The organism is Burkholderia catarinensis, from assembly GCF_001883705.2.
GTDB classification, from domain to species: Bacteria; Pseudomonadota; Gammaproteobacteria; order Burkholderiales; family Burkholderiaceae; genus Burkholderia; species Burkholderia catarinensis.
This window is the reverse complement of record NZ_MDEQ02000002.1, coordinates 155,511-171,570: the sequence shown is the minus strand read 5'-3', so window position 1 is coordinate 171,570 and position 16,060 is coordinate 155,511. Positions and strand designations below refer to the sequence as shown.

Annotated in this window: 16 protein-coding genes; 10 read left to right on the top strand and 6 right to left on the bottom strand. The window is 68.9% G+C overall.

What is annotated here, in order from left to right; genetic code table 11:
• Positions 1-39: 39 nt before the first annotated feature.
• Positions 40-822, bottom strand: a complete 783-nt coding sequence (locus tag BFF94_RS03990; RefSeq protein ID WP_128841995.1) for a crotonase/enoyl-CoA hydratase family protein — start codon at positions 820-822, stop codon at positions 40-42.
• Between the two features lie 134 nt (positions 823-956).
• On the opposite strand from BFF94_RS03990, the gene BFF94_RS03985 reads away from it, so the two are divergent.
• The 4 genes from BFF94_RS03985 to BFF94_RS03970 all read left to right on the top strand — a co-directional run bounded on the left by BFF94_RS03985 (position 957) and on the right by BFF94_RS03970 (position 3,524).
• The gene (locus tag BFF94_RS03985; RefSeq protein ID WP_128841996.1) at positions 957-1,721 is read left to right on the top strand and encodes an IclR family transcriptional regulator; all 765 of its coding nucleotides are present in this window, start codon (positions 957-959) and stop codon (positions 1,719-1,721) included.
• Between the two features lie 86 nt (positions 1,722-1,807).
• Positions 1,808-2,866 (top strand): CaiB/BaiF CoA transferase family protein, encoded by a 1,059-nt coding sequence (locus tag BFF94_RS03980; protein ID WP_219139019.1) that lies wholly within the window; start codon positions 1,808-1,810, stop codon positions 2,864-2,866.
• 138 nt (positions 2,867-3,004) lie between these two features.
• Positions 3,005-3,253, top strand: a complete 249-nt coding sequence (locus BFF94_RS03975) for a type II toxin-antitoxin system Phd/YefM family antitoxin (protein WP_128843465.1) — start codon at positions 3,005-3,007, stop codon at positions 3,251-3,253.
• Complete coding sequence (locus BFF94_RS03970; protein ID WP_128843464.1) at positions 3,243-3,524, top strand: type II toxin-antitoxin system RelE family toxin; 282 nt, start codon at positions 3,243-3,245, stop codon at positions 3,522-3,524. Before BFF94_RS03975 ends, BFF94_RS03970 begins: the two co-directional genes overlap by 11 nt.
• A 103-nt stretch (positions 3,525-3,627) precedes the next feature.
• Here the strand turns inward: BFF94_RS03970 and BFF94_RS03965 are convergent, their stop codons facing one another.
• Positions 3,628-4,071: a PaaI family thioesterase gene (locus BFF94_RS03965; protein ID WP_128843463.1), complete on the bottom strand. Its 444-nt coding sequence runs from the start codon at positions 4,069-4,071 to the stop codon at positions 3,628-3,630.
• Between the two features lie 270 nt (positions 4,072-4,341).
• Between BFF94_RS03965 and BFF94_RS03960 the strand changes: the two genes are divergently transcribed.
• Positions 4,342-5,961 (top strand): methyl-accepting chemotaxis protein, encoded by a 1,620-nt coding sequence (locus BFF94_RS03960; RefSeq protein WP_219139018.1) that lies wholly within the window; start codon positions 4,342-4,344, stop codon positions 5,959-5,961.
• Here BFF94_RS03960 and BFF94_RS03955 read toward each other — a convergent pair.
• Positions 5,934-7,043 carry an AGE family epimerase/isomerase gene (locus BFF94_RS03955; RefSeq protein WP_219139017.1) on the bottom strand — a complete coding sequence of 370 codons (1,110 nt, stop codon included), beginning with the start codon at positions 7,041-7,043 and terminating at the stop codon, positions 5,934-5,936. The genes BFF94_RS03960 and BFF94_RS03955 overlap by 28 nt on opposite strands.
• Positions 7,044-7,156: 113 nt before the next feature.
• Here BFF94_RS03955 and BFF94_RS03950 point away from each other — a divergent pair, with 113 nt between their 5' ends.
• The 4 genes from BFF94_RS03950 (at position 7,157) to BFF94_RS03935 (ending at position 10,308) form a co-directional block, all read left to right on the top strand.
• On the top strand, positions 7,157-7,855 hold the full coding sequence (locus tag BFF94_RS03950) for an MgtC/SapB family protein (RefSeq protein WP_128843461.1): 699 nt from the start codon (positions 7,157-7,159) through the stop codon (positions 7,853-7,855).
• Positions 7,856-7,947: 92 nt separating this feature from the next.
• Positions 7,948-9,330 carry a flagellar hook-length control protein FliK gene (locus BFF94_RS03945; RefSeq protein WP_219139016.1) on the top strand — a complete coding sequence of 461 codons (1,383 nt, stop codon included), beginning with the start codon at positions 7,948-7,950 and terminating at the stop codon, positions 9,328-9,330.
• Positions 9,331-9,505: 175 nt separating this feature from the next.
• Positions 9,506-9,661, top strand: coding sequence for a hypothetical protein (locus tag BFF94_RS03940; RefSeq protein WP_006481665.1), 156 nt, complete (start codon positions 9,506-9,508; stop codon positions 9,659-9,661).
• Positions 9,662-9,828: 167 nt separating this feature from the next.
• On the top strand, positions 9,829-10,308 hold the full coding sequence (locus BFF94_RS03935) for a GNAT family N-acetyltransferase (protein WP_128843459.1): 480 nt from the start codon (positions 9,829-9,831) through the stop codon (positions 10,306-10,308).
• A 143-nt stretch (positions 10,309-10,451) separates the two neighbouring features.
• Here BFF94_RS03935 and BFF94_RS03930 read toward each other — a convergent pair whose 3' ends face one another.
• The 3 genes from BFF94_RS03930 to BFF94_RS03920 all read right to left on the bottom strand — a co-directional run bounded on the left by BFF94_RS03930 (position 10,452) and on the right by BFF94_RS03920 (position 14,288).
• The gene (locus BFF94_RS03930) at positions 10,452-13,496 is read right to left on the bottom strand and encodes a heavy metal translocating P-type ATPase (protein WP_219139015.1); all 3,045 of its coding nucleotides are present in this window, start codon (positions 13,494-13,496) and stop codon (positions 10,452-10,454) included.
• A gap of 193 nt (positions 13,497-13,689) precedes the next feature.
• A complete protein-coding gene (locus BFF94_RS03925; protein ID WP_128847041.1) occupies positions 13,690-14,013 on the bottom strand; it encodes a type II toxin-antitoxin system HicB family antitoxin in 324 nt (107 codons plus the stop codon).
• Positions 14,010-14,288 (bottom strand): toxin HicA, encoded by a 279-nt coding sequence (locus BFF94_RS03920; RefSeq protein WP_201260439.1) that lies wholly within the window; start codon positions 14,286-14,288, stop codon positions 14,010-14,012. Before BFF94_RS03920 ends, BFF94_RS03925 begins: the two co-directional genes overlap by 4 nt.
• 301 nt (positions 14,289-14,589) lie before the next feature.
• Between BFF94_RS03920 and BFF94_RS03915 the strand changes: the two genes are divergently transcribed.
• On the top strand, positions 14,590-16,026 hold the full coding sequence (locus BFF94_RS03915; RefSeq protein ID WP_219139014.1) for a DUF1254 domain-containing protein: 1,437 nt from the start codon (positions 14,590-14,592) through the stop codon (positions 16,024-16,026).
• Positions 16,027-16,060: the final 34 nt, after the last annotated feature.

The following is a 16,060-nucleotide window of genomic DNA, read 5'->3' as shown; positions in this document are numbered from 1 at the left end:
TGCTTGCGCCAGCCGCACGGTATTCGACGCGTGGCGAGCTCACCCGCGCGCGGCGAACAGCGCGTTCACCGCTGCGCGATGTTCGGGGGTGGTGTGCGCGAACGCCTGGTACGACGCCGACAGGTCGAGCAGCGTGTCGAGGCTCGCGTGACGGCCTTCGCGCAGCAGCCGCTTGGTCAGGCGCAATGCGGTGCCCGAGTGACGGGCGATACGGCCGGCCAGTTCGTGCGCATGCGCAAGGAGGTCGCCATCGGGAACGACGCGCGACACGAGTCCGCAGCGCAGCGCAGCCTGTGCGTCCAGCGCGTCGCCCGTAAACGACATTTCCGCGGCGACGGCGGGGCCGACGATCTGCGGCAGGAACCACGCGCCGCCGTCGCCCGGCACGAGACCGAGCGCGATGAAGCTTTCGGCGAAGCGCGCGCGGTCGGCGGCGATGCGGATGTCGCACATGCACGCGAGATCGGTGCCGGCGCCGATCGCCGGGCCGTTGACCGCCGCGATGGCTGGCACTTCGAGGTGCTGGAACGCATGCGCCAGCCGCTGGATGCCGCGGCGATAGCTCGTCCGGATCGCGGCAGGATCGTGCGGGCCCGATTCCATGAATGCGCGCATCGCCTTCACGTTGCCGCCCGACGAGAACGTCGTGCCGGCGCCGGTCAGGACCAGCACGCGGATCGATTCGTCGCGGTTCGCGTCGTCGCAGCATTCGGTCAGCGCATCGATCGCATCGGTGTCCGAAATGGCGTTGCGGGTGTCGGGACGGTTCATCGTGACGGTCAGGATCGGGCCCTGCCGTTCACGGATCAGAAAGGCTGCCATGGTGTCTCCGTGTGTTCTGTGCCGCGAGACTTCACGTCGCGGGCCGAAGCCTAGTATCGTCACGACGGTTGGCGGCGGGAAATTCCGTTCCACATATGTGGAAGGCCCGTCCCGGTAGCTGCGGAGAGGGCGGGATGAGCGGAAACGTGGTCAAGAGCGCGGCGCGCGTGTTCGAGGTGCTGGAACTCTTCAGCGCATTGCAGCGGCCGCTGAGCGTGCGCGAGATCGCCACGCGCTGCGGTTATCCGGGGTCGAGCGCGGCGGCGCTGCTGACCAGCATGAAGGCGCTCGGTTATCTCGCGTACGACGACGCAACCCACGCGTATGCGCCCACCGCACGGCTCGTCAATCTCGGCGAAGCGCTCGTCGATTCGGCGGCCGGCAGCCGGCGGCACTGGCACGGAGTCGCGAAGCGGCTGGCGGCACGCACGCGCGAGGCGGTCGTGATCGCGGTGCAGAGCGATCTGTACGTGCAGTACATCGATGCGGTCGAGGGCGCCCATGCGCTTCCGGTCCAGTTCTATGCGCCGATCGGCACGCGCCGCGAGATCTGCATGTCGGGCCTCGGCTGGGCGCTGCTGAGCATCCAGCCGGACAGCACGATCCGCCGGCTCGTGTCGCGCAGCATCCGCCGGCTCGGGAAGTCGGGCAGGACGATCGACGAGGACGTCGTGCTCGACAAGGTCGAACAGACGCGCCGCCTCGGCTATTCCTATTCGGCGCATACGGTGACGCGGGACGCCGCGATGATCTCGATGGTGATCGCGGACGGCTGGAACGGCCTGCCGCTGGCCATGGGCGTGGCCGGGCCCGTCGAGCGGATCGACGCGCGTCGCGACGCGATCGTGCGGGCGATGCGGGAGGCGCTGGTCGAGCACGCGGGCGAGGCGGCCGGCTAGCCGCGCGCGACTGGCCCGTGCAGGCATTCGCATAGAATCGGGAGGTTTCGCCGCTCCTGTCCCGACTGCATTTCAGCGAGGTCGCCATGCCATTGAACGCGCCGCTTTCCGGCATCCACATCGTCGAATTCGAAGGTCTCGGCCCCGGCCCGCTCGCGGGCTGGATGCTCGCCGGGATGGGCGCGCGGATCACGCTGATCGCGCGCCCGTCCGGCCGCACGAGCTCGCCGGACGCGCTGCGCGGCCGCGACGGCGACCTGCTGCGCGAAGGCAAGACGATCGTCGAACTCGACCTGAAGTCGCCGGCCGGCCGCGACGCCGCGCTCGAACTGATCGTGCAGGCCGATGCGCTGATCGAGGGCCTGCGGCCCGGCGTGATGGAGCGGCTCGGCCTCGGGCCCGACGATTGCGCGCGCCGCAATCCGAAGCTCGTGTACGGGCGGATGACCGGCTGGGGCCAGCACGGTCCGCTCGCGGCCGCGGCCGGGCACGACCTGAACTACGTCGCGCTGACCGGGCTGCTGTCGCTATCCGCGCCGCGCGACGGCCGGCCGGGTGTGCCGCCGACCGTCGTCGGCGATGCGGGCGGCGCGCTCGGGCTCGCGTTCGGGATCGTCTGCGCGCTGTTCGACGTGCGCGGCGGCGGGCCGGGGCGCGTGGTCGACGGCGCGATCGTCGACATCGTGTCGATGCTCGGCTCGCTCGCGCTGTGGGCGCGCGCGAACGGGCAGCTCGACGGCGCGCAGCCGAGCCTTTTCCACGACGCGCCGTTCTACGACGTGTATCGCTGCGCGGACGGCGAATGCGTGACGATCGGCGCGCTCGAACCGCCGTTCTATGCGCTGTTGGTCGAACGGCTCGGGCTGACCGACGTCGATCCGGCGTCGCAGTACGACCGCGCGCGCTGGCCCGCGCTGAAGGCGCGTTTCGCCGACGTGTTCGCGCAGCAGCCGTCCGCGCACTGGCGAGCGCTGCTCGAAGGCACCGACGCGTGTTTCGCCCCGCTGCTGAGCGTGGCCGACGCGGCCGCGCATCCGCATAACGTTGCACGCGGGATCTACCGGACCGACGAGAACGGGAATGTGCGGGCGCGGGTGGCGCCGCGGTTTCTGCCGCTGAAGGGGGATGACGCGGATCCGGCGTAGTGTGCACGTCGATGCACTCTGTCCGCTTTCTGAATGAGCTTCAGTACCGGAACTCGGGAATTTTTATGGTACTAATTTTGGTGCTAAATTGAGATTCAACTGGAGTACAATTGAAGCCTTGTTGAAGAAGGAGTCGACATGCCTCATACCATTCTGGCCAGCGTGACGGCGAGCGTTTCGGAACTGAAACGGAACCCGATGGGGACGGTCGCGGCGGGAGAGGGCTTTCCTGTCGCGATTCTGAACCACAACGAACCTGCGTTCTATTGCATCCCTGCGAAGACGTGGGAAGCAATGGTCGAGCGTCTGGAAGATATCGAAGACAATGCACTGGCGAACACACGTGCCAAGGAGAAGGTCGTCAAGGTCAAGCTGAATGACCTTTGAACTTGCATTTCTCGAGCCTGCATTGAGAGAGTGGAAGAAGCTTGATCGCACCGTTCGCGACCAGTTCAAATCCAGGCTTGCCGAGCGGCTCGAGAATCCCCGCATACCGTCGGCAAAGCTGCATGGTCACCCGGATCGCTACAAGATCAAGCTACGCAGCGTCGGCTACCGACTCGTCTACGAAGTGCGCGATGCGGAAGTCGTCGTACTGGTCGTCGCAGTCGGGCGCCGTGAGCGCGATGCCGTTTATCTTGCTGCGATGAAACGTTAGAGCAAGACGCGCTGCGCGTCCGCTGCGTTCCTTCCGCGATGCTCGACCGTTCGGTCCGAGTCCACACACGTCGTTCGGCCTGCCGACAATCGCTTCCGGTCGTTCACGCCGTTTCTTCCGGCGCATCCGGCATCTTGCCGTCGCCGACGCGGTTGATCGTGCCTTGCGCGATCGCGACGAGCCGCTCGTGGTCGCCGTCGATGACGAACACATGACACTGGCAGGTCGCCTGGTGCCGGCCCGCATAGACGAGCTTCGCGCGGGCGACGAGCGTGCCGTTCACGGCCGGCCGCAGGTAGTTGATCTTGTATTCGGCGGTGATCACGCGCGGGCCGAGCACGAGCGCGCCGGCGAACGTCAGCGCGTTGTCCGCGAGATAGCTGATGACGCCGCCGTGCACGAAACCGTGCTGCTGCCGCAGTTCTTCGCGCACGGGCAGGCACAGCGACACTTCGTTGTCGCCGATATGCATCAGCTGCGTGCCCAGCAGCATGCTGAACGGTTGCGCACGCAATGCGCCGCGCGCGTGATCCGTGATGTCGGTCATCGACTTTCCTCGAAATGAGTGCCCGCTTGCGCTGAACTCTAGGAAGGGGGCTGCGGATAAGCAAGGAAATTCGTCCGCAATTCCTGCTATTTCCGGCGCGATGCGACGCGATTATTGCGTCGCATGCAGAAGATGTCCTTGTTTGCGGGCGATTCGACGGTAATGCGCGTGTGAAGTGCGGCCTCGCCGCCGGCGGTTGCTAAAGTCCGACGAAGAAATGCCGCTAATGCCGGGGCATTGCCTCATCGTCCGCTCTCCAGGAATCTCCCCATGTTCGGAAAAATCAAGCTCGCGTCGGGTCTGCTCGGCGTGTTGACCGTGTTCTGCCTCTTCCTGTTCGCGATCGAAACGCTCGGCTTCTGGGCGCTCACGTCGACGCGCAGCGGCGTCGACGATCTGTCGAACGTCGCGATCGCGCAGGTCGACGCGGCCAGCCAGGCGACCGAACAATTGCTCGACGCGCGCATCAACCTGTCGCGCGCCGGCACGCGAATGGTGCGCGGCGGCCCGAAGCCGGAGGACATCATCCGTCATGCCGGCACTTCGCTCGCGCAAGCGGACAAGGCATTCGCCGCGCTGACGGGGGCGCAGCCGGTCGACGACACGAACCGTGCGCGCGTCGCGGCGCTGGCCGAGCGCTATCGCGCGCTGCGCGGCGCGCTTGGCGAGCTCGTGCAGTTCCTCGACGCCGACAACATCCAGGCATTCCTCGACCAGCCGACGCAAGGCATCCAGGACGCCTATATCGCCGAACTGCACCGCTTCACCGACTATGGCGGCGCATCGAGCCGCACGGCACTCGACACGATCGACAGCGGCATGCTCTGGTTCAAGTCGGTCGGCATCGTGCTGCTGGTGGCGATGCTCGCGGCGAGTACGGCGATCTACGCGGGTGCGCGGCGCGCGGTCGTCGCGCCGCTGGAGGAAGCCGGCCGCCATTTCGAGCGGATCGCGCAAGGCCGGCTCGACGAAGCCGTGCGGGCGGGCGGCGTGTTCGAGATCGACCGGATGCTGCGCGGCCTCGCCGCGATGCAGACGAGCATCGCGGGCACCGTGCGCACGGTGCGCCACGCGTCCGATGCGATCCACCTCGGCGCGGGCGAGATCGCGGGCGGCAACGCCGACCTGTCGGCGCGCACGGGCACGCAGGCCGCGTCGCTCGAGGAAACGGCGGCGAGCATGGAGGAATTGACCGCGACCGTCCGGCAGAACACCGACAGCGCACGCGCGGCCAGCGCTTTGGCCGACGCGGCGCTCGAAGCGACGGGCCACGGCGGCGGCGTGGTGGACAGCGTGATCGACCGGATGCGCGGCATCGCACAGAGTTCGGGGCGGATCGCGGAGATCATCTCGGTGATCGACGGCATTGCATTCCAGACCAACATCCTCGCGCTGAACGCGGCGGTCGAGGCCGCGCGGGCCGGCGAACAGGGGCGCGGCTTCGCGGTCGTCGCGGGCGAAGTGCGCTCGCTCGCGCAGCGCAGCGCGCAGTCGGCGAAGGAGATCAAGGCGCTGATCGAGGATTCGGTCGCGCAGATCAACGGCGGCGCGGAACTCGTCGAGCGCGCCGGCGACGCGATGCGGACGGTGTCGGCGTCGATCACGCGCGTCGTGCAGACGATGGCGGAGATCACCGCGGCGTCGGTCGAGCAGAGCGTCGGGATCGAGCAAGTGAACCAGGCCGTCACGCAGATGGATCAGCTGACGCAGCAGAACGCGGCGCTGGTCGAGGAAGTCGCGGCGGCGGCCGCGTCGCTGAACGACCAGACCGCGCACCTGATGCAGGCGGTGTCGGTGTTCGAACTGGGCGACGGACGCGCCGCGCGTGGCGAACGCGCGGCGCCGTCGTTGGCCGATACGGGTTACGCGCCGGCCGGCAGCGCCGCGTAGGCGGTCGCGAGGTGGTAGGGCGTCGTCGACGGCATGTCGGCGCGCGCCACCTGCCCGTCCGCCGTCTTGCACTCGAACCAGCCGCGCGGATGCAGGAAGCGCGCGGCGAAGCGCTCGATCTGCCGCGCGAGCGGCGCGGAGGCCGGCGTGCCGCCGTGCGTTGCGAGCGCGCGCAGGTACTCGGTCTGCGCCCAGATCCGCTGCGTGCCGTCGACGCACGCGCCTTGCGCGTCGAGCGCCGCGCAGACGCCGCCCGTCAGCGGATCGACGCCGTATCGTTCCGCGAACGTGAACGCGCGCGACAGCGCGGCGGGGAGCCCGGTCTGCGCGAGCCGCGCGCCGGCTGCATCGACCAGATAGAACCACTCGAACTGATGGCCGGGCTCGAAACGGTTGTCGGCCGCCCCGAGCGGCAGCTCGGCCACGCAGCCGGTCGCCGCGTCGACGAACGTGCGCTCGACGGCCTGTGCGGTGCGCGCGAGCGCATCGTCGAACGCCGCGTCGCCGAATGCGTCGGCGGCCGCGAGCCACGCTTCGGTCAGGTGCATCAGCGGATTCTGCAGCGCGCCGCTGCCGGATGACGAGAAATCGGCGTGGCGCGCCGCATCGAGCAGTGCGTCGCCGTGGCGCGGCGCGAAACGGTCCTGGATCAGCGCGGTGGTCTCCTCGGCCACCGTGCGCGCGGCGGCGTCGCCCGACGCCGCATGCCACGCGGCGCATGCGAATACGATGAACGCGTGCGTGTAGAGATCCTTGGTCGTATCGAGCGGCGCGCCCTGCGCGTCGACGCTGTAGATCCAGCCGCCGTGGCGCGCGTCGCGAAAGCGCCGGCACAGCGCGTCGAACAGCGTCGCCGCGTGCGCCGCGTCGCCGGCCTGCGCGAACACGAACAGTTGCCGCGCGCACGCCATTGCACGATAACGGGTCACGGGCAGCGGCGCGTGGGTGGCCGGATCGACGGCCTCGAACGGCAGTTGCAATGGTTGGTCGAACCCTGAACCCCGCCAGATCGGCAAGACGACGTGCGCGAAATGGTGGCGCAGCTGGGCGGCCTGGGCGGAAGCGGAGTTGGAAACGGGCATGACGGGGTTGAGCGCTTGGATCGAAACGTGTCGGCGCGGCCCGGAGAATCGGCGCGGCCGGGGGCAAGGATAAAACATTCCGCGCGGCCGGCACAAAAAAGGAGAGAAATCGGATGCTCAGCAACCTGGAACTCGTGATGCGGCTCGTTCTCGCGGCGGCGCTGGGCAGCGTCATCGGCTTCGAGCGCGAGCGCCTGTCGTGGGCGGCCGGCCTGCGCACGCACATGCTGGTGTGTGTCGGCTCGACGCTGATCATGATCGTGTCGGCGTTCGGTTTCGCCGACGTGCTCGGCAGCAGCGACCACATCGTGCTCGATCCGTCGCGGATCGCCGCGCAGGTCGTGTCGGGCATCGGCTTCCTCGGCGCGGGCTCGATCCTGCTGCGCGGCGAGATCGTGCGCGGGCTGACGACCGCCGCGAGCCTGTGGTCCGTCGCCGCGATCGGCCTCGCGGTGGGCGGCGGGCTCTACGTCGCGTCGATTTCGGCGACGATCATCATCCTGATCATCCTGGCCGGCATCAAGCCGCTGGAACGGCGCTACTTCACGGTGCGCCAGCGGCGCCAGCTCGCGCTGACGGTCGTGAGCGGCGCACTGACGTTCGATTCGCTGCACGCGGCGCTCGGCCCGGACAGTGCGCGCGTGAAGCAGTTCATCGTGCAGCGGGCCGACGACACCGGCGAGCACGACGAGGTGCGCATCGCGCTCGCGCGGGTGTCGGAACTCGAATACCAGGCGATTTGCGACAAGTTGCGCACGCTGCGGGGTGTCACGCGTTTTGAAGAGGGGAACGGGCTGTCGGGCGACGAATAGGCTGAGTCGGTCGCGGGGCGTGCGACAATGGCCGGCCACCGATTCCGTTTGACTTCCGGTTCCGCGCTCGCGGGCCTCGCCATCCGATTTCCATGACCGAATCCGTTTCCACGCCTCGCTCCCGTTCCCGTTCCAATCGTTCGCCGGCCCGTTCCCGCCAGCGCTCGGCCGCTGCCGCGGGCAGTACGTCCGCGAGGACGACCGCGCGGCCCGGCAACACGCCGGCCGGCGATGCGCCGCGGGACGAACGGACGCTCGACCTGTTCGGCGATCCGGTGCTCGAGCCGGGCGAGCGTGTGCCGGTTGTGGCGCGCGACGAAGCGGGTGCGGAAGCCGGTATCGCGGACGATACGGCCGCCGGGCTGCAGGCCACGCTGGACGGGTTCAGCGCGCCGGAGGGCGTGACTGCGGCGGTGCATGCGCAAGCTGAAGGCGCGGTGAAGCCGGATGTCGCGATCGCGGCCGAGGGTGTTTCGGCGTCTGAAGGTGGGGATGCCGCAAACGCGGACGTCGTGCCTGCGGCTGATGGCGTTGCAATGAAGGCGGTCGATATGCCGGTCGCCGATGGCGTGGCAACGAAGGCCGCGGACGTGCGTGCGGCCGATGGCGCCATGGTGACGGCAACCGAGCTGCAAGCGGCCGAAGGCGCTGCGGCGAAGGCGGCCGAACTGCAAGCGGCTGATGGCGAAGCGGCGAAGCCGGTTGTCGACGCCGCGGCCGTCAAATCCCGCGAAGGGCGATCTTCCGGCGACGCGGTAAAGGAGCGCCGCGCGTCGTCGGGCGGCAAACGCCGGGCGGCTGCCGGTGCAAGCGAAGCAGCGGCGGTGCAATCCGTGCCGGTTGCGACGAGGATCGACACGGCGCCGCAAGCGGCGGAATCGAACCCTGCGGAATCGAACCCGGCACCGGTCGCCGCGTCGACAGTCGAGCCGCAGACGCCGGCACAGTCGGCCGAGCCGGCAATCGCAACGAATACCGCGAAGCCCCAGGACGCACCCCCGCAGGCCGACGCACCGCCGCCGCCCGTCACGCAGCCGGTGGCTTCCGCCGCGTCCTTCGTGACCAAGCCGTCGGCGGAACGCACGCAACCGGCCGCGCCGACATTCGATCCGGACACGCACCTGCGCCCGCTGACCGACCGGCTCGCCGCGCTGCAGGCCGACGTGGACGGTCTGACGCGCACGGCCGATCGCGAGATGCGCCGCGTCAACCGCCTGCTGCTGGCGCTGGCCGTCGTCGTGCTGGCGGGGCTCGTCGCGCTGATGCTGCAGACGCGGCAGATTGCGCATCTGAAGCAGGACGCGGCCACCAAGCAGCAACGGATCGATCGCCTCGCGGCCGATCTGTCGACGCAGCAGGCGACGCTGATGACGCTCGAGGAGCACCATGAAGCGCTCCTGTCGCAAGTCGACCGGCTTCAGCGCAATGCGAACCGCGACGCGGCCGTCGCCAAGCGCGCCCGCCGCACCCGCTGATCGTTTCGACCCTATCCTGGAAGCCTCACGGAGCAAGGATCGCCGCTCCGTACCGGCGATCGGCTGTCGCGCGCGTGCGGCAAACTGATGCGGCGTACTGGCAGAGTTCAGGGAAAACCCTTAGAATGGAAGCCATCTAAGGGAAAACCCTAGTCACATCTGTCAGGAGTCTCACATGAGCTTCATCCTCGCCCTGCTGCAAAAGATCGACGACCTGTTCGTGTCGCCGCACCTGCCGCTCGACGCCGAATACTCGTACGCTGCGCGTCGTGCCGAAGCCGAGCGCGTGCGCCGTGCGCATCTCGTACCGATCGTCCTGTATCGTCGCTGATTCGCTGATTCGCTGATTCGCTGATTCGCTGATTCGCTGATTCGCTGATTCGCTGATTCAGCGCGGCGTCCGCCGCACTTGCCCGCCCGCTTTTCGCCGCCGCATCGCGCGCCGGAGCGACCGTCCCGCTAAACTGGAAGTTCGATTCCGTTCACGGCGACCGGGCCATGCTGCAGATGCGGCCGATGACGGCCAGTGAATTCCATGCGTACCGCACGCGAGCCATCGACGGCTACGCGCGCGATCTCGTTTCATCCGGACAAAATGCTGTCGAAGACGCGGCCGATCGTGCGCGCGCCTGTTTCGACACGCTGCTGCCGGACGGCCTGCTGACCTCCGGCCAGACCCTCGTCCTGCTCATCGACGGCGCCAGCGGCGACACGGTGGGCGACCTCTGGTACGCGATCGTGCCCGAAGGGCCGAATCGCACGCTGTTCATCTACGACCTCGATATCGTCCCGTCCCGGCGCCGCCAGGGCTGGGCCACGCGCGCACTCGCTGCGCTCGACGCCGAGGCGCGCCGGTACGGCGTCACCGAGATCGGGTTGTCGGTGTTCAATCACAACACGGCGGCCCGCGCGCTGTACCGCGCATGCGGCTTCGCGCCGATCACGACCACCTTGATCAAGCCGGTTATCCCGGGCTGAATCCGCCGGCCGGCGCCGCGTCGTCACGTGCGGCCGATTCGACGCGCCGCAACCGGCCAACGCCGGCGATCCTTCTGATCGTTCCTTGTTTGCCGGACGCCAAACGCCAAACGCCGAACGACCCTTCGGCCGTCCGGCACGCATCAGCGCGCGCGGCCTTTCCATCTCCGCAACAGCAACGCGTTGGTCACGACGCTGACGCTGGAAAACGCCATCGCCGCGCCCGCGATCACCGGGTTCAGCCAGCCGAGCGCCGCGAGCGGCACACCGACCAGGTTGTAGACGAATGCCCAGAACAGGTTCTGCTGGATCTTCCGGTACGTGCGCCTGGAGATGTCGATCGCGTCGGCGACGAGCGCCGGATCGCCGCGCATCAGCGTGATGCCGGCCGTGTGCATCGCGACGTCCGTGCCGGTCGCCATCGCGATCCCGACATCGGCCGCGGCGAGCGCGGGCGCATCGTTGATCCCGTCGCCGACCATCGCGACGATCCCGCCGTGCGTGCGCTTCAGCTCGGCGACGACGCGCGCCTTGTCATCAGGCAATACCTGCGCATGCACCTCGCCGATGCCGAGCGCCGCCGCGACGGCCGCCGCACTGCCGTGGTTGTCGCCGGTCACGAGCACGCTCGCGACGCCGCGCGCCGACAGCGCCGCGATCGCGTCGCGGGCGCCGGGCTTCACGGTGTCGCCGAACGCGATCAGCGCGAGCAACGCGTGCGGCGCATCGGCGCGCATCAGCCACGAGATCGTGTTGCCCGCGCGTTCGAGCTCCGTCGCGCGGGCGTCGAGCGCGGGCGGCACCGCGATGCCGAGCTCGTCGCGCCAGCGCGTGCTGCCGAGCGCGAGCAACTGTCCGCCGACGCGCGCTTCCACGCCGCGTCCGGCCACCGCGCGCGCATCGGCCGCGATGGCCGACGGCGCGTTGTCGCCGCGCGCGGCAACATCCGCATCGTGCGCGGCGACCACGGCGCGCGCGAGCGGATGATCGCTTTGACGCTGCACCGCCGCCGCGAGCGCGAGCGCTTCGTCGCGCGGCACGCCGACGGCTTCGAATGCCGTCACGGACGGCTTGCCTTCGGTCAGCGTGCCGGTCTTGTCGAACGCGATGACGGTTGTGCGCTGCGCGAGTTCGAGCGCCTGCGCATCCTTGATCAGCACGCCGTGCCGGGCCGCGACGCCCGTGCCGGCCATGATCGCGGCGGGCGTCGCGAGGCCGAGCGCGCACGGGCACGCGATCACGAGCACCGCGACCGCGTTGAGGATCGCGGCTTCCATCCCGGCGCCGGCGATCAGCCAGCCGACCAGCGTCAGCACCGCGATGCCGAGGATCGCCGGCACGAACACCTCGCTCACGCGATCGACGAGCCGCTGGATCGGCGCCTTCTCGGCTTGCGCGGATTCGACGAGGCGGATGATGCGTGCAAGCGTCGTCTCCGCGCCGATCGCGGTGGTTTCGACGACGAGCGCGCCTTCGCCGTTGATCGAGCCGGCCGTGACGGGGTCGCCGTCGTCCTTCGGCACGGGCAGGCTTTCGCCGGTGATCAGCGATTCGTCGATGTGCGAGCGGCCCGACACGATCCGGCCGTCGACGGGCACGCGCTCGCCGGGGCGGATGCTGACCCGGGTGCCGACGCGCACCTGCGACAGCGACACGTCGCGTTCGACGCCGTGCTCGACGACGCGCGCACGATCGGGACGCAGCGCGTTCAGCGCGCGGATCGCGTCGGTGGTCTGGCGCTTCGCACGCGATTCGAGCCATTTGCCGAAGCGCACGAGTGTGACGATGACGGCCGACGCCTCGAAATACAGGTGGCCGGGGTGCGCGGGATCGCGCAGCAGCATCCACAGGCTCAACCCGTACGCGGCCGACGTGCCGAGCGCGACGAGCAGGTCCATGTTGCCGGCGCGGGCCTTCACCGCATGCCAGGCCGCGCGGTAGAAGCGCGCGCCGAAGCCGAACTGCACGACCGACGCGAGCACGAGCTGGAGCCAGCCGGGCAGCATCAGGTCGATGCCGAACGGCGCGACGAGCATCGGCGCGACAAGCGGCGCGCTCAGCACGGCGGACCAGATCACGAGGTTGCGTTCGCGCACCGCTTCGCGGCGCTTGCGCGCATCGGGGTCCTGTGCGGGGCTGGCCGGTTCGCCGGCGCCGGCCGTTGCACCGGCCGATGACGCGGCGGTGAGCGACGCGCGGTAGCCGGCCGTCGTGACCGCCGCGATCAGCGTGGCGACGTCGAGGGCGCCGGCGCCGTGCACCGACGCGCGCTCGGTCGCGAGATTGACCGAGGCGCGCGCGACGCCCGGCACGGCGGCGAGCGCTTTTTCGACGCGGCCGGCGCAGGACGCGCAGGTCATGCCGCCGATGTCGAGTTCGAGATCGGCGGAGGCGGCCGGCGGGGTGGCGGCGCTGGCGACCGGCGTCGCGCCATAGCCTGCCTGCTTCACCGCTTCGGCGAGCCGTGCGGCGGAAACGCCGGCCGCGGCATCGACGGTGGCGCGTTCGGTCGCGAGGTTGACCGATGCGCGCGCGACACCCGGCACGTTCGCGAGCGCCTTCTCGACGCGCGATACGCACGACGCGCAGGTCATTCCGTCGATGTCGAGTTCGATGCTCGCGGGCGCGGCAGGCAACGCGGTGACGGCGGTCGGGACGGCGGTGTCCGACGCCGTCGGCGTAGCGCCATAGCCTGCCTGCTTCACGGCATCCGCCAATTGCGCTGCGGAAACGCCTGCCGAGGCGTCGACGGTGGCGCGTTCGGTCGCGAGGTTGACCGATGCGCGCATGACGCCCGGCACCTTCGCGAGCGCCTTCTCGACGCGCGACACGCAGGACGCACAGGTCATCCCGTCGATATCGAGTTCGATCGTGGCGGCGGCCGGTACAGGCGGCGTTGCGTCACGTAACGCGTGAGCCGCGTGCGTCGTCGCGACGGTTGCGACCGCCGCTTCGCGCACGGCCGCACGGTAGCCGGCCTCGCCGACCGCGTCGACGAGCTGGCCGGGCTCGACCGTTTCCTGCGCGGTCACCGTCGCCGCGTGGCCGTCGAGATCGACCGTCGCGTCGACGACGCCCGGCACGGCGGCCAGCGCGCGTTGCACGCGGCCCGTGCAGCCGCCGCAATGCATGCCGTCGACGCTCAGCTCGATCGTTTGCAGCGCTGCGGAGGCAAGTGGTTCAGTCATGTCGGATTCCCCAAAAGCGCGGTTCATGCCGCGAATGGTTCCAGTATCAACATTCCCATGATGGTAAGGTCAAGCGGTCGCGACGATTCGATGCTGTCGGTGCACACAGGTTGTCACAACGCGGAAAAAACGATCGCCCGGCATCCAGGCGGACAGCCGGGCGATCATCGTGCCGTTGTGCTCGGCTATGCGGTCAGGCGCAGAGCTTGGCGCTCGCGAGACGATTCAGGCTGACGCCTTGTTCGGCGGCCTGGATCACCAGCGCGCGGTGGGCTTGCGGCGGGATGCGAACCTTGAATTCGCCGCTGTAAGTTCGGTCGGCGATTGGCTCGGGCACCTTTTCGCCGTTCGCGGCCAGGTCGCGCACGACATCGGCGACGAGCCGGCGAATGCCGGCCAGCGCGCCTTCCGGCGTTTCGTCGAGCCACGAAAGAGAAGGGAACTCCGCGCACAGGCCGACGTGCTCCCCGTCCTCCGGGGACCACGTTACGCGGTACGTAAAGTGGTCTTGGGTCATGATTTCTGTTCCTTCAGTCGGTCGATCGCTTCGAGTACCTGCCGCACCTGATACGCCTTGGCTTTCCCGCGATCGTTCTGGATGTTCACTCGAGGGTCACCTTGCCACGGTGTCTTGAAAATCGCATGGCTTGAACCGGATTGGCGGGCCTGCCCGAAGTGTGCCTCGCAGATCTTGAACAGATCGTTGAAGCGCACATTCGCGGGCTCGCGCCTCATTTGCTCGAGGATCTTCCATTCGCTTGCCATAACGAATGGTGTCAATAATGACACCATCTGTCAATCCGGGTCATGAACGGCCCCATCTCGGACTCATTCCGGTGCCGGCCGGCGTCGTTTCGTTTTTATGGCAAATCGCGCGAAATATTTCAGATTTATTGACAATACGACTGCCCCTTTACCCGCTATTCGGCATATTGGGGGATGCCCTTAGGCGCTATGATACCGGCCTGACATCAGCGCCCACCGTAGCGAAACGTAACGAAACGGCTATCCGGGCAGGCTGGGGTGCCTTGCTTTCGCCGTTCGCGAGACGAACAAGGCGTTGATTGAAAAGAACGATATTCGGCCAGAATCGATGATTGAAAACCAACGAGAATCCATTTCTCTGCGACGCGCATGCGCGTCGCTGGCCATTGCGGCGTTGCTTGGCGGGTGCGCGTCGCAACCGGACGCGATCCAGCGGAAAACCGGCTGGATGCGCGCGGAAGTCGCCGACTCCTATGTCTATGCGTATCCGCTCGTGCTGATGGACGTCGCGAAGGAAGCGGCGACGGGCGGCGACGGCGCGCAACCGGGGCAGGCGCCGCTCAACACGCTGCGCCACGCGCAGGCGCTGCCGCCCGTCGGCGCGGTCAATCCGCCGCTGCCGGGCGTCGACACGCTCGACTCGAGCGGCTGGCTCGACGTCGCCGCCGAACCCGTGATCGTCACGCTGCCTGACACGCGCGGCCGCTACTGGGACGCGCGCGCCCTCGACATGTGGACGAACGTGCTGTGGTCGTCGTCGAGCGTGGCGGCACGCGGTGCACGCGGCAGCGCGCGATCGCAAACGATTGCCTTCGCCGCGAAGGACTGGCAGGGAACGCTGCCGAAGGGCGCGCTGCGCGTCGACGTGCCGTCCGGCAATGCATGGCTCGAAGTGCGGCTGCAGACGAGCGGCGGGCGCGACCTCACGAACGTGAAGAAACTGCAGCGCGCGATCCGCGTGGTGCCGCTGTCTGTCTACACCGGCGCGGCGCGCGGCGCGTCGGTCGCGGTCCATGCGGGCAGCGCGGCGGCCGAAGCCGCGAGCGGCGGCACGCCGGCCGAGCAGGTGGCCGCGCTCGACCCGAAAGCGTTCTTCGCGCGCTTCGCGCGGGCGCTGCAGGACAACCCGGCGCCGGCCGACGACGCACACGCGCAGGAATTGCTTGGCGACATCGGCGTGACGGCCGGCTACCCGGTGCAGTGGACGGGCGACCGCCTCGCGGCCGCAACGGCCGGCGTCGCGGAGGCGCGCGCGCGGCTCGCGGCGGCGCCGTCGAACCTGCTGAACGTGAACGGCTGGAGCTGGATCGGCGACACGGCGGGCAAGTACGGCCAGGACTATGCGCTGCGCGCCTACGCGGCCTACACGCAGTTCGGCACCGCGACGCGCGACGACGAGACGCTCGCGGTGGTCCGCGTCGACAGCGACGGCCATTCGCTGAACGGCGCGAACCGCTACGTGTTGCATTTCGCGCCGGGCGCGCTGCCGCCGGCCCGCGCGTTCTGGACGCTCACGCCGTACACGACGGACGGCGCGCTGCCCGACGTCGGGTCGGCGCGCCGCTCGCTCGGCGATCGCGACCGGCTGCGCCGCAACCACGACGGCTCGATCGACATCGTCGTATCGGCGTCGCCGGGCGGCACGCATGCGGCCAACTGGCTGCCGGCGCCGCGCACCGATTTCGCGCTTGCGCTGCGCCTGTACGCGCCGAAGCCGCAGGCGAGCGACGGATCGTGGATGCCGCCCGTCGTCGTCCGGAAATGAACGGATAACCGCCGTCGATGTCCGACTCGCGGGC